A 25,997-nucleotide genomic window follows, 5' to 3' on the forward strand; every position below is an offset into this window, starting at 1 on the left:
AAGAGACCCTGCACATTTGCTTATCGAAACTTTGTTCAGTTTTCAAAGATCTACTTCGTTTGATAAGCTGTTACTTATCAAACCCAACCACTATATTGTAGCAATTTTAACTTTATCTGTCAAGAACTTTTTTGAAAATATTTTGAATAAAAATTCAAAGCCTTTCATCAAGTGACGACTTAATTAGTATATCAATTTAACAAATTAATGTCAACAGATAAAATTTATTTTTTGATTACTCAAACAAATTTACTAACTTGCTCAAGCAACGATATTAACTATACAGGTATTTAAAAGAAGAGTCAACAGTTATTTTAAATTTTTTTCGATTTTTTTGATATCCGAATTTTTATAATTCAAATGAAAGAATATACGTTTATTTTACCGAACAAAAAAGGTGATCTAGTAATTTAGATCACCTAATACCATAAGTTACTATTTATCCTTCTTTTTGAATAATCGTTTTAAGTTACGTCGCATTACTTGGAAAAAAGTCAACGAACGCACCATATGTTTAGGATCAACATATTTTTGCATAACACTCAAAAGCTTTTTTGAATCTTTAGCCGCAAAGGAGAAAGTACCATCTTTCTTAGTTTGAATTGCAAAACGTGGAATCCATCTGCCTTTAAACATCACAGATGCGATCACATACTCAACTTCATCCCACGGAATCTGAATATACTTATTAACATCTCTTTCATTAAAAAATTCAAAGCCCTTGTCTCCGATCATGATCTTGCCATAATCGGTCAGTCCCATATAAGATGTACCTTCCATTACAAGGTCGACTTTTGTATTAATTGATTGAACCATATCATTCCCTCGATCTTTACAATGTATTATCTATATTATATAGATAAATTCAGTTAGTTTGAACTAACAAATACTAGCCTATAAAAAAATGACCTAGTTTCACTTCCATGAAACAAGGCCATTTTCTTGCTTATTAAAGTAAGCCAACAACGTGTCCCAAAATACCAACGATAAAGATCGCAACGATAATGATAATTGGGGAAACTTTCTTCTTCAAGAGCCACATACATAAGAATGTAAGCAAGAGAGCTGCTAAACCTGGGATCAAGGAGTTCAAGTTATCTTGTAACGTTGTAACTTTTTCTGATGTTAAGGACAAGCCCTTATCATTGTAGTCGATCAACGCTTGTTTGATACCTTCAGCACCCTTAGGTAACTTATCCCATTCAATATAGGCACCTTCTTGGAGTTTAACGGTCGAAACCTTTGGCACGAAATTGATCGTTACCCATCGTTCGATCAAACCACCTAACACGAACATACCCATGATCGAAGCTAAACTTGTAACATATTGCAACATACCACCAGACATATCGTCTGTGATCTTAGAACCTGCGCTGTAGCCAAATTCTTGGGTGTACCACATGAATGCCCAACGGATCAAATTCCAAGCAACAAAGAAGATAATTGGTCCTAAGATATTACCACCCATTGCAAGGGAAGCACCTAAAGCACCTAACATTGGACGAAGAGTAAACCAAAAGACTGGGTCACCAACACCAGCTAAAGGTCCCATCATCCCGACCTTCACACCTTGGATCGCTGCGTCATCCACTTTTGTACCGTTAGCACGGTCTTCTTCTAAAGCAAGTGTTACCCCTAAAATAGGAGAAGCAACGTATGGGTGTGTGTTAAAGAATTCCAAGTGGCGCTTTAAAGCAGCCGCACGATCTTCTTTTGTTTTGTATAATTTCTTGATAGCTGGGATCATCGAGAAGCACCAACCACCATTTTGCATACGTTCGTAGTTCCATGAACCTTGAAGGAAAGTCGAACGCCATGCAACAGCTAAACGATCTTTTTTACTTAATTTAATTCTGCTTTCAGCCATTGTTTCTTTCCTCCTTATTCGTAATCATTTAAAATGTCGCCAAGTGGGTCACCTGTGTTGCTTGATCCACCGTTACCACCGCCGTTACCAGCGTTTTTCTTAAGTTCAAGGTAGATAAGACCAAAGGATACACCTAAAGCACCTAAAGCGATCAATGTTAAATCAGAAACTGCGGCAAGAACAAAACCGATAGCGAAGAATGGCCATACTTCACGAGTAGCCATCATGTTGATAACCATTGCATAACCAACGGCAACAACCATCCCACCACCGATAGTCATACCATCATTTAACCATGCTGGCATGGATTCCAAGAAACCACGCACTGCAGATGAAGGGATAACTAATAAAGCTGCTGCTGGGAGTGCAATACGTAAACCTTGCATGATGATCCCAACGATTTGCCAAAATTCGATCTTACGGAAGTTACCTTCTTCAGCAGCCGCATCCATGAAGTGCACGATCGGCACAGCAAGTGTACGAGCAAGCATTGTTAAGAACAAACCAGCCACAGCCAATGGGATTGCAACCGCAATGGCTGTACCTACACCTTTAACACCTTGGCCACCTTGGACCAAAATAATAGCAGATGCAACTGCGGCTAAAGCAGCATCAGGCGCAACTGCGGCCCCGATGTTAGCCCAACCTAAAGCGATCATTTGCAATGAACCGCCTAAAATAATTCCGGCTTCTAAGTTACCGGTCACTAAACCGATCAAAGTACATGCTACCAAAGGTTGATGGAATTGGAATTCATCCAAGATCCCACCCATACCTGCGAGAAAGGCAACAAGAACTACTAAAATCATTGATATAGCAGACATGTTATAATCCTCCTAATTCTATTTCTGTTTCAAAAATTCACTACATATTTAATTCTTGACGAGCTTTGTTAAGAATTGAATCCATATTTTCTGGTGAATCACTTGGAACTTTACGGACATCAAATTTAACGCCGTCTTTTTCCAATTTTTCGAATGTTTCGACATCGTCTTTATCCAAAGATAATACTTTGTTGACCGCAACTTTGCCAACAGAGTGTGCCATCGACCCAACATTTAATGTCTTGATGTCAACGCCACCTTCGATCGCCTTCAAAGCATCTTGTGGTGTTTCAAATAAGACCAAGGCCTTAGTATCGCCGAAACGAGGATCCTTTGCTACTTCAATCATTTTTTCGATCGGCACAACGTTTGCATGTACTCCAGGAGGAGCAGCCTCAATGATCATGTTCTTACGCAATTTATCATGCGCAACGTTATCTGAAACAACAATAATGCGGTCTGGGTTTGTTGATTTTGTCCAAGACGTAGCAACTTGCCCGTGTAATAAACGAGAATCGATCCGTGCCAAGACATATTTGATCTTGCCATCCCCTAAAACTGTGCCTGGAGGAATTGCTCCAGTAGGTTGAGCCTTAGCTTGTTTATCAGCTGCAGCTGCTTCTTTTTTAGGTTCGAGTGATTCAGGTTTGACGCGCACGCCATCTTTACCTGCACTTACTAAGTGTGCTGCGATCTCTTGTGCCTTTTCCATTGAAAAACGAGATGCATATGCTTCGATTACCATTGGCAAGTTCATCCCGGCAACGATCGCCCATTTATCTTTATGTTGTTCAACCAAATTGTTAGCTTGGTTGAAAGGTGTACCGCCCCAAAGATCGACTAAGAATAAAACTTCTTCTGGATCGTCAAAAGACTTGATAGCTTCTTCCATCTTAGCTCTGATATCATCAGGACCTTCGCTTGGCATTAAGGTAACATGTGCCACATTTTCTTGTTGGCCAAAAATCATTTCACCAGATTGGAAAATGCCATCTGCAAAGCTACCATGACTTGCTAAAATAATACCAACCATTATTACGCCTCCTATAATATTTTAAAACTAACATCTAAACTAACTACTACGACTGTTCTTCATTTACGAGACCCTTATCACATAATACTTTCCACAGATCACGTTTGGGATCACTTGATACCTTGCGATAATCTAGTTCGATCCCCCGCTTTTTTAGCCACGTTAACGCCACGATATCTTGTTCATTTACGGCGATCGTTTCAGTGATCATCTTGCGGGTCGCATCAAAGCTAAGTGACCCTAAATTGATACTAGAAACTTCAACTCCGCCAGAAACAAGCCGCATCGCATCGATCGGATTTTCCACTAAGATCAAAACCTTTAACTTGCTAAAACGTTCATCCCGTGAAAGGCGAATCATCTTAGCTAAAGTTAAAACATGAACTTTTAAGCCTGGTGGCGCTGCTTGAATCAGCAACGTTTTACGAATACTATCACTCGCAGCTTGATCACAAACGATCAAGATCCGCTCCACGTTTGCATTTTTCGCCCAGTCAGTTGCGACTTGACCATGCAACAGACGTGAATCAATGCGTAAAAGTTTTACATCCATTCGAGTGGCTCCAAATTTCGTACTGAATTGATCCCACTTTTACCGACTGCGATCAAATGATCAACGATCTCGGTCAAAGGTGCTTTACTTTCGCGTAAGGTATAGGCTTCGATGAGCATTGCTAAATTAACGCCACCGATCGCTGCAAAGCGTTTTTCATCTTTAGTGACAAAATCTTTTGTCGCTAATAGTGGATTGCCTCCATAAAGATCACATAAAAATATGATTCGATCATCAGCAGCAAATTTTTTTAAGTTAGTTTTGTATTTATCTTTTAAAGAGTTAATGTCTTCTGCTGGTTCAAAGGTTACGGCGACAACTTTTTCTTGTTGTCCAAAAATCAGATAAGAAGATTTAATAAGTTCTTTTGATAAATTTCCATGACTAGCAACGATCAAACCAAGCATCTTACTTCTCCCTTCAAAAAATATTTCCTTACACCTTATATATAGCAAATACCGTGCCAACTTTTGTGTATCGCCCTTAATTCCTTGATATTACTAGGAATTTTTTTAGATATAAAAATAGTGATACACATTTATTTGTGTATCACTATCTGAGTATCAACTTTTCAAGAGTTCTGTATCAAGTAATTTTGCAATGTAATACTCTTCTGCCGGAGCAATCGTTAAATCAAGTTTTTCTTTCAAATAATCATCCGCTGACTCAACGGCTCGTTTCCATACACTAGCAGTGTATTCCGCTTCTTGTTCAGCTGTCATTGTAACTGGTGCTCCTAATAAGACCCGCTCGATCACCCCACCTAAATGCATGATCAAGGCCAAGCGCCGCGAAGCACTCAAATGAAGGTCTGTTTCTGCCTCTAATAAATCACAGTATCCCCATAAGACGCCGATGATCTTTTTAGGATTGATAAAAGTATAGTATTGTTCTAAATACCTGATTGCCATGGCTTGATCGACTTCTGGCACTACTGGCTTAACTGACTTTTCAACATACCACGTTTTACTATTATCAAGTTGGGTGATCAATTGCTTCTTACCATGTTCACCTTTAAAGAGATCTTCTAATGAAATATACGGCACCCCTAGATTTGGATCGGCTATCCCTGTTGTGGCGATGACGCGGTAATTTTTAGCGATCTCGTCTAACTGATCTTTCAAACCTACCATTGAAACAGTCAAAACCGAAACGTCGTCCACCAACTCATCAGCCAAGATCTCATCCAAGATCTGTTTGATTTTTTGAGCGGTTCCTTTCCCCGTTGAGCATAATGCCAAGATCGCACGAGGCCTAACATCTTCTAATTCTTCACTAGGGTCTTCTGGTTTACGCGAATAGCCATTAAAATCACGCAATTCATTATAAACCAACTCAAGATCACTATCGATCAACGCCGTTTTGCGCGCAGCTTCTAAGACCATTGCCGTTGTGACCATGTCGATCGTTTTTACTTTGATATCAGTTTTTTCGGTGATCTTACCACTAAATGTTCCTAATGAACCCATATCTACCAATAATAAGACCCCATTGCCCCGATCAACTTGAACAACTTTTTTAATGATCTCATTTAAAGCTTCAGTTGGACTCATTTGTAAAGACATATCAAAAGCCGCTAAATTATCGACGCCTAAAAGTTCATTTACCACTTGGACCATTGATGTTGCCGTGTGGTTACCGTGAGCTGCTACGACCACCCCGACTTTACCGTGTTTCGGCACCGAATTAAGCGAGATCAAGAGAACCGCCAAATAATACACTTCTGATTCAGGCACAGAAAATTCATAATGTTCTTCTAACATGTCTCTGATTTTTTGCGCCAAAGTGAGATCTTCTGGGTAATCTTTGACCATCGTTACTAAATCATCGGAAACTTCTCGCATTGGTTTACCCGATTGAACACGCTTGATAAATGAGCTAAGATGCAAACTCATCGCATAAATGAAATTTTCCCCAATTGGATAACCACTTTCAGTATGGAGCATCTGCATGATATTTTTAGTCAACTGCAAAATATCTTGATCGACTAATTCATTTAGATTTTTTTCCGTGCGTGAGATCTTATTTTCACGGTAAAACGACTTCAAATGCACATTGATGTCGGTCATGATGAAATTATTGATCGCATCTTGGGCTAAACCTTCTTCTTTCAATAAAGCAGCCTTATTACCAATGATTTCATATAAATTATAGGGTAATTCATAACGATCACTATCAGATAAGATCTCAGCCGAGCCATTAGGTTGGATCGTCAAGACCGGCTCAAGTAGTTGTGATAACTTGCTTAAGCGCGCACGATCACTGGCTAAATGGGAAACTCCATCTTTGATATTTTGTGGTAATTGTTCAAAATCCAACTTGATTTGATCGACTTGATCAACACAGTTCAAAAATCCTTGGGCACAAACTAACTGAATATTTGACTTCAACTGCCCAACATTTCCGAAAGTAACACTACCTAAAAGAGCTTTGACTACATCTTCACTGACTAAAATATTTTTTTGGATTCGATTAGCTTCTAAGGTCAATAACCGCTTCAGTAAAGCTAATTGTTCCCGGACTGTCCGCGCTTCAAACTTCGGCATTTGGATCATGATCGGGATCCGACGTACAAAAGTTTTTAAAAGCGAACTTTCTGGATCTTCAGTAGTCGCACAGATCAAGCGGACGTTAGCATGATGAGCTTTAGCGATCTCACCTAATTTGTTATACGTCCCGTGATCCATAAAATAAAAGATCATTTCTTGGCCTTCTGGCGGAAGTCGGTGCACTTCATCTAGAAATAAGATCCCGCCATCAGCCTTTTGGATCAAACCATCACGGTCTTCTTGCGCACCGGTAAAAGCCCCTTTAACATATCCAAATAAATGAGACATCAGTAATTGAGGATTGTGGGCATAATCGGCACAGTTAAAGACGATCAAGTTTTCGTTTTCGATCACTCCTTGTTTTAAAGCGAACTGTTGCATTGCATTGGCAAAATACGTTTTCCCTGAACCAGTTGGCCCAGTGATCAAAACATTTAACCCATGTGGTGGATATAAAATAGCTGCTTTTGCTTGTTCGATCTGCGTTTTTAAACTATCCTTGCGCCCGATCATCGTCGTAAAAATATCAGTCTGCGGTTCGCTTGGGGGAAGTGTATCAACGATCTCTTCTTGGATCACAACTTCTTTTGGCGATACATCAAGTGCTTGATACTTTACTGGGCGACCAGCAATTTTGGTCAACTGCCCTTCACGAACCAAAATATTTAACTCTTTGCTCGTATTATTACGCAAAATTCCTAAAGCATCAGCAATTTCTTTGGTGGTAAGCGCTTTATCACTAGTAGAAACAAATTCTAAAATTCTTTCTTTGCGCGTCATATCTTCCTCATTTCTTTCTGTATTTACTTTTTTTAAGTGTATCATTTCTGTATCAAACAAAGCAAAGATTTACCCCTAAACAAAAAGAGAGCTCAATTGAGCCCTCTAGCTAAATTTATTCAATTATTGAATCTCGATCTTATGCTCTTTAGCACGCGCTTCTTTTAGCTTAGGTAGATCGATCTTTAACACACCGTCTTCGTACTTAGCAGTGATCTTATCGCGATCAATATCTGCAAACCGATACTTGCGACTAACTTGACCGTAAGTCCGTTCACTTGCTAACAAGTTACCTTGCTGATCACTTTGATCATTAAAGCTATCTCGTTTAGCGACCACCGTCAAAACCCCATCTTGGTAGTTGATCTGCATATTCTTTTTATCAACTCCAGGAAGATCGACATAGACTTGATACTCTTTTGGTGTTTCCGTTACATCAGAACGCATCTTTAGCTCTGAAGTGTCAAAGTTGAAAAATGAACGTCCTAAATTATTGAAAAACGCATCGTCACCATCTAAAAATCCATTAAAACGTTCCGATAATTCGTTTGCCATAAATAAGACTTCCTTTCATTTATTCACCTTCATTGTAGTCCTTTTTTATTAAGATTCAAGAGGTATTTCTTAAGATTTTACAAAACCCTTTCACTTATAAAAAGTAAGTGATATACTATGTAGCAAGCAATATAAACTAAAAAAGGAGTATATATTTATGGAAAATACTGTTATCAATGACTTAAAAAAACGTCGTTCAATTTATGCATTGGGCAAAAATGTTACCCAAACACCTGCTGAAATAAGCACTACGATCAAAGAGACGATCCGCCAATCTCCAACTGCTTTTAACTCACAAACAGTACGCGCTGCGATTTTATTTGGGGAAAATTCTGATAAAGTTTGGGATATCGTTGCCGAAACTTTAAAAGAAGTTGTTCCAGCGGAAAATTTTGCTGCTACTAAAGAAAAGATCGACTCATTTAAGGCAGGTTTTGGGACGATCTTATACTTTACCGACACTGCAACTGTTAAGCAATTAGAAAATGATTTCCCACTTTACGCTGAAAACTTTGGCTTTTGGGCTGAACAAGCACTTGGGGGTGCACAACAAGCCGTTTGGACTGCTTTAGCCGCAGAAAATGTTGGTGCTTCCTTACAACACTACAATCCATTGATCGACGAAAAAATCAAGGAAGCTTTCAACATCCCTGACAACTGGCTCTTGCGGGCACAAATGCCATTTGGTTCGATCGAAGCTCCTGCGGGTCAAAAGGAATTCATTCCTGACAGCGATCGTTTCTTGATTTTTGAATAAAATTTTACTAATTAGACGTTTAAAAGACCAAGCATTGCGCAATGCTTGGTCTTTTATTATCTGTATATTTTTAAATCATGACCGTTACTGCTGCAGCCCCTAAAATCAAGGCGAGCCCCAGTAAGGTTACGCCCATTTCTTTTCGGGTCTTTTTTTGGCCTAAAAACCAGATCCCTGTCAAGGTCGCTAAGACAACTGAAGTCTGAGAGAGAATAAAGCCAGTTGCTAAACCATTCATATCAGGTTGAGCCGAGATCAAGTAAGTCAAAGCTGCAAAAGCAAAGAAGAAACCTGAAAAGATTTGAACATAAGCGACTTTTTGCACAAAAGGCGAGTCTTTTTTATCTTTTAGCGTCACATAGATCCCATAGCCTACCGCAGCAAGGACCATCCCGATCGCTTGGGGTAAGAAAGCTTGCATCCCACTGATATTTGCCTGTTGCGGTGCTGCCGAATAAAGCCAATACCCAAGCTCACCACCCGCCAACAATAAAACTGCCTTAGTTAAGGCACGACTATTTTCAGGAGCTTTTTTCTCGCTCCAAACAGTCATCCATGCACCTAAAATAATGACCGCCAATGCTAGAAAACCAACGATCTTATTAGTCGTTGTTGGCCAATTACCAAGATAAAAGACACCCCACAACGAAGCACCTAAGAGTTGAAAGGCAGTCGTGATCGGCATTGCCTTAGATGAACCGATCAGCGTAAACGATTGAAAAGTAATGATCTGCGCGACTCCCCAACCGATCCCTGAGATCAAGGAGTAAAAAAGAGCTGCCCCAGTTGGTAAACTAATTCCTTTTACACTGGCTAAGACCACCGCAAAGATCAACGTTCCTAGCGTCGACCCTAAAATTTGATCAACTGGGCGTCCCCCGATCTTGGATGCGATCGTGGGATAAAGCCCCCAACCAATGAGTGGACCTAAGCCGATCAACAGTGCTGTTGTATTCAAATAATCACCTCATAAATAAAGCTAAAAAGTTACACCACTTTCTAAGATTATATTAGAATATGGCGTCATTTCACCAGTACGAATAAACGCATGACAAGTCTGTAAATTTTGTTTCATTTCTGCATGTGGGATAAAAACGAGCTCAGTTTTAGGAAAACGTTGCTTGATCTGGGCTAATTGTTTAGGATTTTTTAATTTGATCTCTTCAGCCAAATAGACCCGTTGAACTTGTAATTCACTTAAAACATTATCCAATACTTGTAAAAAGCTCGGGATCCCATTTTCAACAGCCAGATCAATTTTTTCCGTTGTTTTAGGTACTGGCATGCCAGCGTCACCAATACTTAAAGTATCAAAATGTCCCATTTGCGCGATCACGCGCGAAATATCCGAATTAATAACACGTGTTTTTTTCATTTCGCTCCACCTTATCCTAATTCATGGCGATATGGAATCGATGGTTGCGCCCCAAAACGTTGTACCGTTAGCGAAGAAGCTTTATTACCATATTCGATCGCTGCGACTAAATTGCTAAAATCAGGCTTTAAGCTAGTACTTAAAGCACCGATAAAGGTATCCCCCGCTGCCGTTGTATCGACCGCTTTGACTTTAAGCGCAGGCACGATCCCACTGTTACCATTATAACTATAAAATGCTCCTTTGCTACCGATCGTGATGATCACGACCGCGATCCCGAGCGCATGTAATTTAGCCGCTGCTTGTTGCATGCTAGCTTCATCAGTGATTTTGATCCCCGTTAAAATTTCTGTTTCAGTTTCATTAGGAATGATCACATCAGTATTTTTCAACAACTCAGCGGGAACATCTTGCATTGCTGGGGCTGGGTTTAAGATCGTCTTGACCCCATTTTCATGTGCCAAAGTAAAGGCCTGGATCGTACTGTTTAATTCACTTTCAAATTGCGCAATAATAAAATCACTTCGTTTGATCAAGTCAGCTTGGGTCAACACTTGAGTTGGCGTAATTTTTTGGTTAGCGCCAGCATGGATCATGATGCTATTTTCACCAGCTTCATCAACTACGATATAAGCTTGTCCTGTTGCTGTTTTGGCTAAAGTAGCGACCCCACTGAGATCGATCTTTTCATATGCTAGTAACTCTGCCATCGTCTTACCAGCGTCGTCATCCCCGACAGCGCCAATAAATGCCGTATCTGCCCCGGAACGTTTAGCCGCTACAGCTTGATTAGCACCCTTACCACCACCGGCAGAAAATACTTCCGACGCCCGGATCGTTTCACCTGGTCTAGCCATCTGCTTAACGCGGATCGTACGGTCTAAATTAATACTTCCGATTACTGTTACCCTATTCATTTTATCCACCTCATAATTGATTTGCCAATTAGGAATATCCCTAACAAAGATTTAAATCATTTAATATCTACACACCAAACGTAACACTTTTTTGTAAGCGTTTCAATAATTTTGAATCAATAAAAAAAGACTAGTTGATTCTTTGCGATCAGCCTAGTCTTCTTTTGATATTAGCCTTCCACAGCTAATATCGCACCGTATAATAGAAACTTAAGCATAACATGTACCCTGCATTTCGTCAATATTAGCTTAAATATTTAACCAATTCTTGGTAGCGTTTGCAAAAAATTTAAATTTATGATATAAAGTAAGTAAGGAGTTTGAAAATTCCCACAATTATGGCATTAGTCTGATTTCAACCAATTACTTTAATCTCTCGACTTCCTTATGCTATTAAAACACTATTGGTCAAGATGATACTTTTGTCACTAATTGCGCTCAACTATTGAGCTTGTAGCATCACAAGCTCAAAAATCAGATAAAGGATGTGGGCAAGATCACTCCTCAAGTAATGTTCGATAGCCACACACTCAGTTTTTTGATGATATCTTAGGAGCCACACGTGAACCTCCAAGATGATACGTTTGGGTTTTATTTACTGAGTGTGGGCTATTTTTTTGCAAAAAAAATAGAAAGTCCGCATAAACGAGCTTTCTATTTTTACCGAGGATATACACTGTGGTAATTTAAAGAGACTTTCTTCACATCCCCCAATGTCTTATTTAAATAAACATTATTATGGGTAGTTATCGCTAAGATACCTAGCCCTCACCGTTATTATACTCCAACTCAAAAACTCTTTAAAAAGATTTGCATTTTACTTCCGATACATTTTTAGCTCTAAAAATAGGTCATTATATTTCTCCAAATATTTAGAACCTAGATCTTCATAAATTTCCATTTGCTTAATTTGCGCTACTGTTGGATAAAAGGCGCGATTTGAAGTTATTGCTTTAGGTAGATACTTCATTGCACCCTGATTAGGCGTAGAATAACCGATATATTTAGTATTTTGGGCCGCATTTTTAGAATCTAACATAAAGTTGATAAAGGCATAAGCACCTTTTTTGTTTTTCGCGGTCTTAGGGATCACTAAATTATCAAACCACAAATTCGTACCACCTTCAGGGATCACATAATGCAAATGACTATTTTTGGCCATCATATCGGCTGCTTCACCTGAAAACGTCACCGCTACACTACTTTCTTCGTTTGCCATATAAGTTTTGATCTCATCAGAAACGATTGCTTTAGCATTTGGCGTTAATGCCTTTAATTTTTCATAGGCTTCATTTAACTGCGCATCACTTTTACTGTTTAAAGAATAACCTAAACTTGCCAGGCCGATCCCCATAAATTCACGTGCACCATCAATAAACATGATCTTATTTTTAAATTTAGCATCCCAAAGATCATTCCACGACTTAAATTCGCTCGCCTGATACGCTTTATCGTTATAAACGATCCCTAAAGTGCCCCAAAAATATGGCACAGAATACTTATTTTTCGGATCAAATGCCAAATTCATAAACTGTGGGGCAATATATTTCAAATTAGGTAACTTGCTGTGATCAAGGGGTAACAATAGTTTTTCTTTGCGCATCTTTTGGATCATATAATCACTAGGAACCGCAACATCATAAGACGTCCCACCTTGTCTGATTTTAGTCAGCATGGCTTCATTTGAATCAAAGGTCTCATAATTGACCTTATAACCAGTTTCTTTTTCAAATTTTGTGATCAATTTAGGATCAATATAATCGCCCCAATTGTAAATATTGACCACTTTGGCATCGGACATCCCTGATGATTTTTCCAGCCAAACGATCCCTAAAAATAACAAACAAATGATCAATACGATCTCGATCAACAATGACCGCAATTTTTTCATCGCAAGACACCCCGTTTCTTTTTCTTAGATCGACCTTGATTATCCTTACTGATGTAGTAGTAACCAACCACTAAAACAAGCGCAAATAAAAAGACTAAGGTACTAAGCGCATTGATCTCTAAACTGACCCCACGACGTGCCCGCGAATAGATTTCAACTGAAAGGGTCGTAAAACCATTCCCAGTCACAAAAAAAGTTACCGCAAAGTCGTCAAGCGAATAGGTAAACGCCATAAAATAACCGGCGATGATCCCCGGTGAAAGATACGGTAAAATAATATTTTTCAAGATCTGGCGTTCATTAGCCCCTAAATCATAGCCTGCCGTGATCATCGAATCATTCATTTCTTGTAATTTAGGCAAGATCATCAAAACAACGATCGGCACACTAAAACTGATGTGTGCCAACAAGACGGTCCAAAACCCTAGCGAAAAGCCACTAAATAACGTACCTAACGTAATAAACAAGATCAAAAAACTCGCCCCGATCGTTACGTCGGGCGATACGATCAAAATATTATTGAGCGAAAGAAGCGTGTTACGATGACTACGCCGTTTCAAATAATAGATAAATAATGCTCCAAAGATCCCGATAAAAGTCGCGATCAATGCCGAAAGAAACGCTAATAAGAAAGTATTTAATAAAATAATGACTAAGTGTGTATCTGAAAATAATTCGCTAAAATGGTGCAACGAAAAACCAGTAAAGCTATTCATCGTTTCGCCCGCATTAAACGAATAAAAAATCAGATAAAAAATCGGTAAATAAAGAAAAATAAACACACAGACCAAATAAATATTTGCCCAACTGAACTTACTTTTTTGCATCTACTTTTTGCCACCAACTTTCTTTTCACCCGTAAAGATCATGACTACGATCATCGCTAAGATCAACACGACCCCGATCGTAGCACCTTTCCCCCAATTTTGAGTCACCATAAAGTGTTCTTCAATCGCTGTCCCTAACGTGATCACGCGGTTACCCCCGATCAAACGCGTCAACATAAAGAGTGATAGTGAAGGGATAAAGACCGCTTGCACACCACTTTTGACCCCATTTAATGAGAGTGGAAAGACCACTTTAAAGAAGGTCTGCGTTGCACTAGCACCAAGATCTTTACTAGCTGCAATAAATGAAGCTGGTAATTCATCTAGCGCATTAAGCAACGGAATGATCATAAAAGGTAATTGAATATATACCGCTACGACCAAAAAACTAAAATCGGTGAACAATAATTGCTTAGGTAAGATCCCAAAAAAGCCTAAAAAGCTATTTAAACCACCATGCACGCCAAAGATCCCGATAAAGGCATAAGCTTTTAACAATAAATTGATCCAAGTTGGCAAAATGATCAATAACAGCCACAGATCTTTATGCTTTAATTTCGTCAAAAAATAAGCCGTCGGATAACTGATGACTAAGGTGATCACGGTGATCAATAAGGCGTACCACACTGAATTAAAGGTCATCAATAAATATTTACCCGAGCTAAAATATTCCGCATAATTAGCTAACGTGAAATGTCCATTTTGATCAAAAAAAGAATAGCCGACCACTAGTAAAACTGGTGCTAACACAAAAAATATCAGCCACATAAAATATGGCACTGCGAGTAAGGTATTATATTTTTTCATGACTGCCCCCTAATCGTCGTAGCTCTCTAAACGGGCATCAAACTCAGCTTCAGATTCATTAAAGCGCATTACATGAATATCTTCGGGATCAAAATCTAACCCGATCTCTCTGCCGACTTGCGCTTTTTTAGTGGAATGTACGATCCATTCGTTTTCCATTTCATCGTGACAGACGATTTCATAGTGAACCCCACGAAAGAGTTGTGTTTCAACTTTAACTTTTAGCTTGCCCGCTTCGATCGATGTTAAGTCTAGATCTTCAGGCCGAATCACCACTTCGACGGGTTCATTTGGGCGCATCCCTTCATCAACGCACTTAAACTCTTTACCCGCAAATTTCACTAAATTATCCTTGATCATGATGCCATCAACAATATTACTTTCACCAATAAAATCGGCTACATAATGATTGATCGGTTCATCGTAAATATCGACCGGTGTCCCACTTTGGACAATATTCCCGTTATTTAAAACAAAGATCTCATCGCTCATTGCCAAAGCTTCTTCTTGATCATGGGTCACAAAAATAAAGGTGATCCCCAAACGTTGCTGTAATTCACGTAATTCATATTGCATATTCAACCGCAGCTTATGATCAAGTGCTGATAAAGGTTCGTCTAATAACAAGATCTTAGGTTCATTGACGATCGCCCGAGCAATTGCTACCCGTTGTCTTTGCCCGCCTGACATTTCACTTATCCCACGCTTTTCATAACCGGCTAATTGAACTAGTCGCAAAGCTTCTTTAACTTTGACGGCGATTTCTTCTTTAGGTGTCTTTTTGATTTTTAACCCAAAAGCAATATTTTCAAAAACATTCATATGAGGAAAAAGCGCGTAATCTTGAAAAACTGTGTTTACTTGGCGCTTATTAGCCGGAACATTGTTGATCCGCTTTCCTTCAAAATAAATATCACCTGCAGTCGGCTCTGAAAAACCTGCGATCATGCGTAAGATCGTCGTTTTACCACAACCTGATGGTCCTAGTAAGGTATAAAATTTACCTTCTTCAATGTCAAAACTAACTTTTTTCAAAACGGGAACATCGTCATCATAGCTTTTGACCACGTTTCTAAAAGAAATAATTGGTTTTTTCACATTTTCCACCCCTTTACCAATAATAAAAAGTATCAAAATCCATTATACTAAACAATTCCCCGATTTAAAAAGACCTTCGGCTCACATTATAAAATGTATCTAACACCTAAACATAACCACCTGCGCTAAAGCATGCTAAAATGAAAGTAATTATAATTGTTTGGAAGTGATCTTATCAAAAACGAATGGCTCAAACAAAAATATGCCCAATCACTTTTGATCGGGCTGACCCTTGCCTTTTGCGGGGGCTATGTTGATGCATATACTTATATTTTACGGGAACATTCGCTAGTTGCCGGGCAAACTGGCAACATTATCTTTTTAGCTTACGATATCGCTAACCGTGGTTTAGTTCTTACTGAAACACGGTTCTTTACCTTTGTCTTTTTTGTTTTAGGCATTTATTTAGTCAGTTTTATCGCCAAAAAGAGTAGCTCGCCATACGTTAAACCCTTGACTCTTGTACCTTGTATCGTAACTTGCTTGATCGTTGGCTTTTTACCAGTCACGACCCCTGATTACTTAGTTGTCCCACCACTAGCCTTTTGTATGGGGATCCAAACGACATCATTTGGTAAGATCGACGGCTTGCCTTACAATAATTCCTTTCTGACTGGTAACATCAAAAAAGGCATGATCGCCTGGAATGGCTTTTTCTTTAGTCACAGCTTGGAAGAAAAGCATGCGGCTAAGCTGTATTTAGCGATCACGCTTGCCTTTGCTTTGGGGGCGTTGGTCTCAGCTGAACTTGAAAAGCTCTTTACGATCCACACAATCTGGTTGGTCACCTTGATTTTAGGTACAATATTGGCACGTTATCTCTATCTCTTAACAAGTAAAAAATAATTCTATATATAAAAAAAGCTGGGATAAACCCAGCTTTTATATCATTTTCTATAATTTACCAACCAAATCAGTACCTGGTTCTAACACGTCATCACCTGGTTGCCAACTAGCTGGGCAAACTTTATCACCGTGTGCGCGCACAAATTGTGCAGCTTGAAGCGTTCTGAAAATTTCAGCGGCATTACGTCCGATCCCCATGTTATTGATCGTATATGACTGGATCACTCCATCCGGATCGACCACAAAGGCAGCGCGATACGTTTGGCCCAAGTCTTCGTTTAATACATCAAATGCTTTAGCAAGCTTCCCTGCTGGATCAGCTAACATTGGATATTGAATCTTGCCGATCCCTTCAGAAGCTTCAGCCCAAGCAAAGTGCGCAAATTCTGTATCTTCTGAAACAGAGTAGATCTCAGCGCCTGCAGCCTTAAATTGAGAGTACTTTGCTTGCAAGTCTTCGAGCTCGGTCGGACAAACAAATGAAAAGTCGGCAGGGTAAAAGAAGAAGACACTCCATTTACCTAAAACGTCTTTTTTAGTTACGTCTTTTAATTCCCCTTGTTGATATGCCTTAACTGAAAAATCTTGAATTTCTTGTCCAATGTAATTCATTATCAAAACGCCTCTCTTTTGTATTTTTTCTTAAATTATACTCCACCTATTGCATTTGTCAAAACTTATGCATCAAGGTTTATTAAGATATTTTAGAATTTTTTTAAACTAAAATTTTAATGGATTTTATTGGAGGCTAGCTGCCATGACAACTAAATGTTCAAAGGTATCGGCACTAAATTGATAGACCACATTTCCCTCGTTCCAAGTCAAAGTTTGATTTTGAGTCCCGGATTTTTCAGTCGTTTCTAGGCGGGCACTACCACGATCAGATGGCGCTGGCAAACTATAACGTTCTAACAGTTTTACCACTGTTTTAGCAGCCGTAGTTGGATCTTCACCTGCAACCGGACTACCGTGCATCGTCAACGACCAATTACCTTCATTCCAGTGTAAATAGCGCTGACCAGCACCGTTTTCGACAGTGGCAATAATGTTATAACCCAGGTTTACTTTGGATAAATCTAAGTTACTTTGGTCGGTCGTATAGTCGATCTGCTCAATCGCTTCTTCTTTGGAAGTATATGTCTTTTTAGTCAACGTGGCATATGGTTTTAAACTTTGTAGGCTTTCATCGTTGACATCTTTTGCTTCCGTACTTAGATAATAATTAGTCGTGTAGTTATTAATGTCACCACTATAAGAAACGCTGACCTTGTTAGTGGTATCTTCAGCTCCCGAAAGTGTCACAACTAACGCACTATCACCGAGATTTTTGCGGATCACTCCAGCTGCATATTGGACCAGCTCATTATTGGTAACATCATCATCTGATTGTGTTTCACTTGAAGCAGTACTTGTATTTGCTGCACTTGAAGTACTTGCTTGCGAACTTGTACTTTCACTTGCACTACTGCTTGTTGCACTCGAACTAGTGGTAGCACTGCTTGATTTTGCGGTCGTTTGTGTGCTCTTAGTAGCTGATGAAGAATCATTTGAATTATTGCTATTCGTACAACCAGCTAAAACAGCCGTACAAAGTAACGCCAATGTTAATTTTGAAACCTTTTTCATGGTTATTTCCCCCTCAAAAAAATAATAATAATATTTATTGATATAATTCCTTCTTTAAGCATACCTTATTTAGGCTTTCAAACCAAATCAAAAAGCCAAGAAACTCGCATTTCTTGGCTTTTTTACCTTAACGACTTAGCATTAACATATTGTAAAGCATGCCGTCTTTTAATTTTTCTACATCAGCACCTAAGACTCGAGCGATCTCATAGGCATAACCCCAAGCTGTTGCTGGACCACGACTGGTGATCAAATGATTTTCTTCATCTACCACTACTAAAGCTTCGTCAAATTTACCATTTTTCACTTCATCTTTGATCCCAGCTTCCATCCCAGGATAAAGCGTATAGTTGCTGTTATCTAAGAGACCATACCGTGCAAAGGCAATTGGGGCAGCACACATGGCTGCATTCCACTTACCAGCTTTTTTTCGTGCTACCATGAATTGCTTCAATGTTTCATCATCGCGCAAGCTTTCTGCCCCAGGTAAGCCTCCTGGAAAAATAACAACGTCGTAATCAAGTAAACTTTGATCCATCACTTTATCACATGTTAATACGATATTATGATCACCATTAACGATCTTATCAACTAAACCGACCATATCACATTTGATCCCTGCCCGGCGCAAAACATCAACGCTTGATAAAGCTTCGACTTCTTCACAGCCAGGAGCGATCATTACTGCTGCAGTTTTTGTCATTTTTATGCCTCCTAATAGTTTCTAAGTCTATTTTAGTCCAAATTTGATTTAAGGGCTAATTTTTATGTTAAAATTGTGAAAAACATAAATTTATTAAGGGGGATTTTTATCATGTTAGCTACAACTTTCATTTTGATTCTTGCAGCTATCTTCAGTTTAGTTGTCTCAAAATACATTCCAAAAGTTTCAACTAACTATATTAGTATCTTGGTCGGAATCTTATGTGGCTTGATTCCAATCATCGGTAAGCACGTTGCCAGTTTTAATCCGGAGATCTTTATGATCTTACTTGTAGCACCATTGCTTTTTTATGAGGGCCAAGAAACACCGTTAAGCTTTGTGCGCCACCACATGCGAGAAATTTTTGGTGTTACCGTGATCATGGTATTGCTCAGTACTTTAGTTGCCGGTTTTTCCTTAACTTACGCCCTTGGTTTATCGTTACCAGCCGCTTTTGTGATGGCTGCGATCAGTACTCCGACCGATGCTACCGCAACTTCTTCGGTCTCAGAAGGGCTAAGACTTCCATCAAAGATCACCCGCATGCTGAAAATGGAATCACTTTTTAATGATGCATCCGGGATCGTGTTACTACAAGCGACTGCTCTTTGGCTCGTTAAAAACGAATTGAGCATCAGACACACGGTCAGTGAATTTTTCATTTCTGCGATCGGTGGTTTTTTCCTGGGCTTTTTTGTTTCAACCTTAATTATGCTCTTTCGCCAAAAAATGCTTCGGTTATTTGAGGACACCGTTTCTTTACAAACTTTGATCTATCTATTGACCCCATTTGCGATCTACTTTTTGGCCGAAGAAGCCAGCGTTTCTGGAATCTTAGCCGTTGTTGCAGCTGGCTTAGTCCATAATAGTGAAGAACGGGCGGCACTTTTTACGGATTCACGTCGAACATTTATTGCCCGGGAAACACAACGAATGTTTGCCGATTTATTAAATAGTCTAGTCTTTGTCATCTTTGGGATCACATCAGTTCGAATCATCAGTGAACAATTCAGTTGGCAAAACATCTCACTTTGGGGGTTAAGTGGGTTGGTGCTTTATCTCGCTAACCTTGTCGTTCGTTATGGTTATGCCCGCCTAGTCTTACACCAAGACAACTACAACGCTTGGGTATTTTCGCTAGGTGGTGTCCATGGTGCGGTAACTCTAGCTTTAGTCTTTACCTTACCTGGTCTAGGTGTGGCAAGTATGTCATTTAATTTGATTTTGATGGCTGAATTGACCTTGATCATTTTGAGTATGCTCGTGCCAACGATCCTGTTTCGGTTTATTTTACCGAAAAAATCCGCTTCGGCGACACGAAAAGAAACTATCGCTCAAATTAAAGATGAAATGATGGCAGCCGGAATTGCAGAAGTTAAAAAAATGCACTTACCTAAACGCTTTGAACATATCATGATCTATTATTTAAAAGATCAGTTAAGTGCTTCTCCGATGCAAGAGTTCATTATTCGTTGGAGTAAAATGGCGATCATTCCGCAAATTCGTAATGCGAAATTCCAACAAGCACAGTATATGATCTTTCGGCGCTTCTTTATGGCAGAGCGCGAATATCTCAATCGTGCCGTTGAAGAAAAGAAGATCTCGGCTGAAGATGCGTATTACATTTATGAAGAATCGTTGATCGCCGAAGCCGTTTTGATTGATCCATATACTAACGACGAGAAAAATTAGTGAAAAAATATCGTGCTCGATTTTTGCACGATATTTTTTTATTCTTATTTTTGTTGACAAACAACAAAAATAAGTTTATTATGTTGCTTATCAACAAAAAGGAGATTTTTTTATGCAAACATTATTAGTTATCAAAGCTCATCCCCAAACTGACACAAGTAACTCACTTGCTGTGGCAGATGAATTTATCAAAACTTACCAACAAACTCACCCAAAAGATCAAATCATCACTTATGATCTCTACGATCCTGAAGGTGTACCAGCCTTAAACGAACTCACCTTGAGTGCTTGGAAAAAGAAAAAAGTTGGCAAACCACTCTCAAAAGAAGAAGATCAGTTGCTATCCCGCCACCAAGCTTGGCTAAAAGACTTTATCCACGCTGATAAATACCTCTTCGTAAATCCGATGTATAATCATTTTCTTCCCGCTGAATTAAAGCAATATTTGGACTTAACTGCCGTAGCGCACAAAACTTTCAAATATACCTCCAACGGTTCAGTCGGATTATTACAAGGCAAAAAAGCCATGCATATCCAAGCTGCTGGTGACATCTATCACGAACAACCGCTCAAACGCACAGTTCGCTTTTTATGGCAAAAACTCACCAAAGGTTCAAGCAATATCAGCTGTCTTTTGACTGACTTAGGTAGCCTTTATTTGACCAACATGCTTAACTTCTACGGCGTCAAAGATATTTCCAGCATTTATGTTGAAGGTGCCGATAAATATCCTAAAAAACGCGCTGAAATTTTGGCGAATGCCCTAAAAAATGCTAAGATTGAGGCAGAAAAATTTTAAGCAAAGGACTATTTAGCCATGAGTGAACAACAAGCACAGACAATCATCACGAAATTTCAAAAACTTCAAGCAGAAAATAACTCGCAAACCGATGAACGCGCTTGGATCAGTGAACATTTAACTTCATCCCAGCTAAAAGAAATTGTTCCTAAAGTTTCTTTGATCGGGTTGCACATTTTATCGGCCCTTGAAGCAGGCGAAAAAAACGGGATCACCTTAGCCCAAGAACTCAACGTAACGCGCGGTGGAGTTTCACGGGCAGCTAGCAAACTAGAAGCTTTTGACCTGTTAGAAAAAAAGCAACGCAGTGATAATAAGAAAAATTTCTACTATGCACTCACACCTTTAGGCGCACAACTTGCCCAAGTTCACGACGAGATGCACGCTCATTTAGAACAAAAACTTTGTCAGTTGTTAGAAAATAATTACACTTCAGCTGAACAAGACGTGATCATTCGTTTTATTGAAGACGCTGGACAACTCAAAAAACACTTTGCCACATTAGACAAAAAATAAGGGTAGCCTGTTAAAAAGCTACCCTTATTTTTTAGCCGATCAATTGCTTGAAACCTTCGACAAATAAAAATATTCCGTATACCACTACGATCAAACCACTGATCAAATTGATCCATAATAGTAGTTTGTCAGGGATCTTATGGCGAAAAACATTAAACGCAGTCGTCATCCCCATATCCCAAATAAATGACGCACTGACCACGCCAATGATAAAGAAGATACTCTCGTAAACACTCAAGGTCCCACGACTAGCACCTAACATCATGGTTCCATCGATCAAGGCTTGTGGGTTAGCCCAACTCACCACGATCGCTGTCGTTAAAGCTTGACGAAAAGTGATCTGATTATCATCACTGGTCAAAGCACGTTGGTTAGCGGCCCGAATGATTTCCCAGCCAATATAAGCGGTCAAAACACCACCGACTAACATAATAAATAATTTCAACACTTCATTGTGGGTAATCAGTGCCCCGATGCCATAAAAAGCGGCTAAGCAAAATAACGCATCAAAAACCCAAACTAAAAAGGTATACAACCAAGCACGTGTTAATTTATAGGATAAACCATTATTAAACACATATACATTTTGCATCCCGATCGGTGCTACAAACGCAAACCCGATCAACAAACCTTGCCAATAAGCCACAAATAAACCCTCGCTCTCTTCTTATACTCTCTTTGTAGCATAACAAAAAAACGACAGTGCTACAAATCAGCCTGTCGATTTGAAACGTGTTCTCCTAAGCAACACTACTTCGATAACCTAAACAGACCCAATGCTTGACGCATCGGGCCTGTTTTTTAGTTATCTCAGCAGTGCTACCCGCTTAGGTTCGCACTCTAGTTATTTTCTTGCCAAGTTTTTTCGAATAACTCGTATGAGAAGTCCGCTGTCGTTGGTACGACCGCATCTGCTTGAGCTAATTCAGTTGCATCGCCCACGGCTACAGCTGTCATGCCAGCTGCTTTAACTGCGGCTACCCCAGAAACTGCATCTTCTACCCCAACACAGTCTGCTGGATCTAAGTCTACTGCCTTGGCACCAGCTAAAAAGATGTCTGGCGCTGGCTTACCGTTTGCAACTTTGCTTGGATCAGCAATTGCATCAAATTCGTTTAGTAAACCTAATTTTTCTAAAATTGCCGGCGCATTTTTAGATGCAGAAGCAATTGATAATTTGATCCCATGTTCCTTTAATTCAGCGATCAAACGCGTGATCCCTGGTAAAATATCATCCTTGGTCAAGGTTTCGATCGCAGTTAAATAATAACCGTTTTTCTTGTCCGCTAATGCTAAGATCTCTTCATCAGTGTAGTTATCACGTAAACCACCAAATTCTAAGATCTTAACTAATGAATCAGTCCGACTGATCCCTTTTAATTCAGATTCAAATTCAGCTGGTAAGATCAAACCAAATTGTTCTTTGGCCAATTGACTCCAAGCTTCAAAGTGAAACTTAGCTGTGTCAGTGATCACACCGTCTAAATCAAAAATTGCACCTTTCATTATTAAATCTCCTCTATTTAGCTGTTAATTCTACTTCTTCACCGTTTAACTTGATCTTCAAAGGTTCACCCTTGAGCAATTCGATCTTAGAACCAGTCTTATCAACCACGATGTTTAACAAACGTCCGCGGAAGTTGATTCTAAACTTGTAGCCATCCCATTCTTTTGGTAAGAATGGTGCAAATTCAAGTTCACCGTCAATGACACGCATGCCTGCAAAACCTTGCACGATCGCTAACCAAGAACCAGTCATTGAGGTGATGTGTAAGCCATCTTCCGTGTCATTGTTGTAGTTATCAAGGTCTAAACGAGCTGTCCGTGAATACATTTCAAATGCTTTGTCTTCTTTGTGAAGGTCAGCTGCCAAGATCGAGTGGATCGATGGTGAAAGACTTGATTCGTGCACTGTCAATGGTTCATAGAATTCAAAGTTCTTTTCTTTTTGTTCTGGTGTGAAATCTTCCACGAAGTAGTAGATCCCTTGTAAAACATCGGCTTGCTTGATGTATGGTGAACGTAAGATCTTATCCCACGACCAGTTTTGGTTCAATGGCAATTGACCTGCTGGCAAGTCTTTTACTGGCGTCAAATCTTTGTCTAGGAATGTGTCATGTTGCACAAAGATCCCTAATTCTTCATCGGCAGGCAAGTACATGTTGTCGGCAATTTCATGCCATTTCTTACGTTCTGCTTCGCCTAGATCAAGTTCAGCTAATTTATCAGCTGAAACTTTATCTGCAATTTCATTGGCATAGTTCAAGCACCATTTAGCCAACATGTTGGTGTACCAGTTGTTATTAACATTGTTTTCGTATTCGTTAGGACCTGTTACCCCGTGGATCATGTATTGACCTTTACGTTTGGAGTAATGAACACGGTCAGCCCAAAAACGTGCAATTCCCACTAAAACATCAAAGCCGTCGTGAGTTGCGTATTCTTCATCGCCAGTGTAACGCGTGTAGTTGTAGATCGCATAAGCAATCGTGCCGTTACGATGAATTTCTTCAAAGGTGATTTCCCATTCGTTATGGCATTCGATCCCGTTAAAGGTCACCATTGGATATAAAGCACCCTTCAAACCTTGTTGTTGGGCGTTGTGGTAAGCACCAGCTAATTGATCATGACGATATTTGAGCAAGTTTTGCGTGACAGATTCGTCAGCTAATGCCAAGTATAATGGCACAGCAAATGCTTCTGTATCCCAGTATGTTGCCCCACCGTATTTTTCACCAGTGAACCCTTTTGGCCCGATGTTTAAGCGCGCATCATCACCATAGTAGGTAGAGAAGAGTTGGAATAAGTTAAAGCGGATCCCTTGTTGTGATTCGGCATTACCTGCGATCTCAACGTCTGCTTTTTCCCAACGTTTTGCCCAACCTGCTGCTTGATCAGCTTTTAATTGGTCAAATGATTTAGCAGCTTGTTGTTCACTCAAAGCATGTGCTGCTTGATCAAGTTCTTCTTTTGTTTGGTAATCACGAGAAGTTACCACGATCACACGTTTTTCAAAATCAACACTTTGACCTGGAGCTAATTCACCTTTGAAGCTGTTAGTTACATGTTTTTCAGTTGTTTGAGCTGCCATTGGTGTCAAACTTGTCACATGATCAGCTAACATTTCTGTTGTGAATTGTGGTGTGTTGAAGTTATTTGGAATCGTTTGGGCTGTCAATGACATATCTGTTTCAGAGACATTTTGGGCTAAAACATTCCAGAATTTTTCATCGTAGTTGGCATCTTCGTTAAAGACATCAGCATCAATGTAAGAATCGATCTCGAGCGTTGCTGCTTTATCGCCCAAGTTTTCAACTGTGATTTTGGAAGCGTAAAGTTCTTTTTGAGTGACACTGACGAAGCGTTCGAAGTTCAAACGGAATTTTTGACCGTCTTTTTCAACGATATAGCTACGTGTCACGATGCCTTCTTTCATATCAAGGGCAAGTTCAAAATCAGAGAAGTTATCCTTAGCCAAGTCAACGGAAGAACCGTTTAACTTAATGTCAACTTTAGTGAAATCTACGGCATTGATAACTTTACCAAAGTATTCTGGGTAACCATTTTTCCACCAACCAACACGTGTCTTGTCTGGGTACCAAACGCCACCTAAGTAGATTCCTTTGTGGGTATCGCCGGAATAATTTTCTTCAAACATTCCCCGCATCCCCATGTATTCGTTACCAATACTTGTCATACTTTCTTGGAGACGTTTTTCTTCTGGTTTTAATTCGTGTGTGACTACTTTCCATGGATCGATCTCAAAAATTCTTTTCATTATCTGCTGACCACCTTTTTAATAATTTAAACGTTTTCATTTACAGTTTTATTATATATGCAACCGATTGCATTTGCAAGCAAAAAAATAATTTTTTACAGAAAATAGTTAGTTTTATATTTACAAAACTAACTAATCATGTTAAATTTATTTTGTTAGTTAATTGAGAAACTAAATAAATTATTTTGATAAAGGATGATACCA

Annotated in this window: 26 protein-coding genes; 5 read left to right on the plus strand and 21 right to left on the minus strand. The window is 39.4% G+C overall.

The window, feature by feature from the left end; translation table 11 throughout:
* Window positions 1-435: 435 nt before the first annotated feature.
* From FC32_RS00720 to FC32_RS00755, 8 genes are all read right to left on the minus strand, one after another.
* Complete coding sequence (locus FC32_RS00720) at window positions 436-816, minus strand: DUF956 family protein (RefSeq protein ID WP_025087059.1); 381 nt, start codon at window positions 814-816, stop codon at window positions 436-438.
* Between the two features lie 133 nt (window positions 817-949).
* A complete protein-coding gene (locus FC32_RS00725) occupies window positions 950-1,867 on the minus strand; it encodes a PTS system mannose/fructose/sorbose family transporter subunit IID (protein ID WP_025087058.1) in 918 nt (305 codons plus the stop codon).
* A 14-nt stretch (window positions 1,868-1,881) separates the two neighbouring features.
* Entirely contained in the window at window positions 1,882-2,691 is an 810-nt protein-coding gene (locus FC32_RS00730) for a PTS mannose/fructose/sorbose transporter subunit IIC (protein ID WP_025087057.1), read from the minus strand.
* Window positions 2,692-2,731: 40 nt separating this feature from the next.
* Window positions 2,732-3,724 (minus strand): mannose/fructose/sorbose PTS transporter subunit IIA, encoded by a 993-nt coding sequence (locus FC32_RS00735; RefSeq protein WP_025087056.1) that lies wholly within the window; start codon window positions 3,722-3,724, stop codon window positions 2,732-2,734.
* 46 nt (window positions 3,725-3,770) lie between these two features.
* A complete protein-coding gene (locus FC32_RS00740) occupies window positions 3,771-4,277 on the minus strand; it encodes a PTS sugar transporter subunit IIB (RefSeq protein ID WP_025087055.1) in 507 nt (168 codons plus the stop codon).
* Complete coding sequence (locus tag FC32_RS00745) at window positions 4,268-4,684, minus strand: PTS sugar transporter subunit IIA (protein WP_025087054.1); 417 nt, start codon at window positions 4,682-4,684, stop codon at window positions 4,268-4,270. Before FC32_RS00745 ends, FC32_RS00740 begins: the two co-directional genes overlap by 10 nt.
* A 156-nt stretch (window positions 4,685-4,840) precedes the next feature.
* The gene (locus FC32_RS00750) at window positions 4,841-7,606 is read right to left on the minus strand and encodes a sigma-54-dependent transcriptional regulator (RefSeq protein WP_056957203.1); all 2,766 of its coding nucleotides are present in this window, start codon (window positions 7,604-7,606) and stop codon (window positions 4,841-4,843) included.
* A gap of 123 nt (window positions 7,607-7,729) precedes the next feature.
* On the minus strand, window positions 7,730-8,161 hold the full coding sequence (locus FC32_RS00755; protein WP_025087053.1) for an Hsp20/alpha crystallin family protein: 432 nt from the start codon (window positions 8,159-8,161) through the stop codon (window positions 7,730-7,732).
* Between the two features lie 157 nt (window positions 8,162-8,318).
* Between FC32_RS00755 and FC32_RS00760 the strand changes: the two genes are divergently transcribed.
* Entirely contained in the window at window positions 8,319-8,918 is a 600-nt protein-coding gene (locus FC32_RS00760) for a nitroreductase family protein (RefSeq protein ID WP_025087052.1), read from the plus strand.
* A gap of 70 nt (window positions 8,919-8,988) precedes the next feature.
* Here the strand turns inward: FC32_RS00760 and rbsU are convergent, their stop codons facing one another.
* The 7 genes from rbsU to FC32_RS00795 all read right to left on the minus strand — a co-directional run bounded on the left by rbsU (window position 8,989) and on the right by FC32_RS00795 (window position 15,833).
* Complete coding sequence (gene rbsU, locus FC32_RS00765) at window positions 8,989-9,876, minus strand: ribose/proton symporter RbsU (protein WP_056957189.1); 888 nt, start codon at window positions 9,874-9,876, stop codon at window positions 8,989-8,991.
* Window positions 9,877-9,897: 21 nt separating this feature from the next.
* Complete coding sequence (gene rbsD, locus FC32_RS00770; RefSeq protein ID WP_025087051.1) at window positions 9,898-10,293, minus strand: D-ribose pyranase; 396 nt, start codon at window positions 10,291-10,293, stop codon at window positions 9,898-9,900.
* 11 nt (window positions 10,294-10,304) lie between these two features.
* Entirely contained in the window at window positions 10,305-11,210 is a 906-nt protein-coding gene (gene rbsK / locus FC32_RS00775) for a ribokinase (protein ID WP_025087050.1), read from the minus strand.
* Between the two features lie 817 nt (window positions 11,211-12,027).
* Window positions 12,028-13,101 carry an ABC transporter substrate-binding protein gene (locus FC32_RS00780; protein WP_025087049.1) on the minus strand — a complete coding sequence of 358 codons (1,074 nt, stop codon included), beginning with the start codon at window positions 13,099-13,101 and terminating at the stop codon, window positions 12,028-12,030.
* Window positions 13,098-13,928 carry an ABC transporter permease gene (locus FC32_RS00785; RefSeq protein ID WP_025087048.1) on the minus strand — a complete coding sequence of 277 codons (831 nt, stop codon included), beginning with the start codon at window positions 13,926-13,928 and terminating at the stop codon, window positions 13,098-13,100. Before FC32_RS00785 ends, FC32_RS00780 begins: the two co-directional genes overlap by 4 nt.
* Window positions 13,929-14,735 carry an ABC transporter permease gene (locus tag FC32_RS00790; protein WP_025087047.1) on the minus strand — a complete coding sequence of 269 codons (807 nt, stop codon included), beginning with the start codon at window positions 14,733-14,735 and terminating at the stop codon, window positions 13,929-13,931. It abuts the gene before it with no gap.
* Between the two features lie 9 nt (window positions 14,736-14,744).
* Window positions 14,745-15,833 (minus strand): ABC transporter ATP-binding protein, encoded by a 1,089-nt coding sequence (locus tag FC32_RS00795; RefSeq protein ID WP_025087046.1) that lies wholly within the window; start codon window positions 15,831-15,833, stop codon window positions 14,745-14,747.
* A gap of 156 nt (window positions 15,834-15,989) precedes the next feature.
* Between FC32_RS00795 and FC32_RS00800 the strand changes: the two genes are divergently transcribed.
* Window positions 15,990-16,679: a YoaK family protein gene (locus FC32_RS00800; protein WP_025087045.1), complete on the plus strand. Its 690-nt coding sequence runs from the start codon at window positions 15,990-15,992 to the stop codon at window positions 16,677-16,679.
* 48 nt (window positions 16,680-16,727) lie between these two features.
* Here the strand turns inward: FC32_RS00800 and FC32_RS00805 are convergent, their stop codons facing one another.
* The 3 genes from FC32_RS00805 to FC32_RS00815 all read right to left on the minus strand — a co-directional run bounded on the left by FC32_RS00805 (window position 16,728) and on the right by FC32_RS00815 (window position 19,008).
* The gene (locus FC32_RS00805; RefSeq protein WP_025087044.1) at window positions 16,728-17,291 is read right to left on the minus strand and encodes a peroxiredoxin; all 564 of its coding nucleotides are present in this window, start codon (window positions 17,289-17,291) and stop codon (window positions 16,728-16,730) included.
* Window positions 17,292-17,417: 126 nt separating this feature from the next.
* Window positions 17,418-18,305: a hypothetical protein gene (locus FC32_RS00810; RefSeq protein WP_025087043.1), complete on the minus strand. Its 888-nt coding sequence runs from the start codon at window positions 18,303-18,305 to the stop codon at window positions 17,418-17,420.
* A 127-nt stretch (window positions 18,306-18,432) separates the two neighbouring features.
* On the minus strand, window positions 18,433-19,008 hold the full coding sequence (locus FC32_RS00815; RefSeq protein ID WP_025087042.1) for a DJ-1 family glyoxalase III: 576 nt from the start codon (window positions 19,006-19,008) through the stop codon (window positions 18,433-18,435).
* A gap of 111 nt (window positions 19,009-19,119) precedes the next feature.
* Between FC32_RS00815 and FC32_RS00820 the strand changes: the two genes are divergently transcribed.
* The 3 genes from FC32_RS00820 to FC32_RS00830 all read left to right on the plus strand — a co-directional run bounded on the left by FC32_RS00820 (window position 19,120) and on the right by FC32_RS00830 (window position 22,015).
* A complete protein-coding gene (locus FC32_RS00820) occupies window positions 19,120-20,700 on the plus strand; it encodes a cation:proton antiporter (protein WP_056957190.1) in 1,581 nt (526 codons plus the stop codon).
* Window positions 20,701-20,812: 112 nt separating this feature from the next.
* Window positions 20,813-21,499, plus strand: a complete 687-nt coding sequence (locus FC32_RS00825) for an FMN-dependent NADH-azoreductase (protein ID WP_025087041.1) — start codon at window positions 20,813-20,815, stop codon at window positions 21,497-21,499.
* Window positions 21,500-21,517: 18 nt separating this feature from the next.
* Window positions 21,518-22,015, plus strand: a complete 498-nt coding sequence (locus FC32_RS00830) for a MarR family winged helix-turn-helix transcriptional regulator (protein ID WP_025087040.1) — start codon at window positions 21,518-21,520, stop codon at window positions 22,013-22,015.
* A 31-nt stretch (window positions 22,016-22,046) separates the two neighbouring features.
* Here the strand turns inward: FC32_RS00830 and FC32_RS00835 are convergent, their stop codons facing one another.
* The 3 genes from FC32_RS00835 to FC32_RS00845 form a co-directional block, all read right to left on the minus strand.
* The gene (locus FC32_RS00835) at window positions 22,047-22,661 is read right to left on the minus strand and encodes a LysE/ArgO family amino acid transporter (protein ID WP_025087039.1); all 615 of its coding nucleotides are present in this window, start codon (window positions 22,659-22,661) and stop codon (window positions 22,047-22,049) included.
* A 194-nt stretch (window positions 22,662-22,855) separates the two neighbouring features.
* A complete protein-coding gene (pgmB, locus tag FC32_RS00840) occupies window positions 22,856-23,521 on the minus strand; it encodes a beta-phosphoglucomutase (RefSeq protein ID WP_025087038.1) in 666 nt (221 codons plus the stop codon).
* Between the two features lie 13 nt (window positions 23,522-23,534).
* On the minus strand, window positions 23,535-25,793 hold the full coding sequence (locus FC32_RS00845) for a glycoside hydrolase family 65 protein (RefSeq protein WP_025087037.1): 2,259 nt from the start codon (window positions 25,791-25,793) through the stop codon (window positions 23,535-23,537).
* Between the last annotated feature and the right edge of the window lie 204 nt (window positions 25,794-25,997).

The sequence above is a fragment of the Ligilactobacillus apodemi DSM 16634 = JCM 16172 genome (assembly GCF_001434405.1).
In the GTDB taxonomy this organism is placed as follows: Bacteria; Bacillota; Bacilli; order Lactobacillales; family Lactobacillaceae; genus Ligilactobacillus; species Ligilactobacillus apodemi.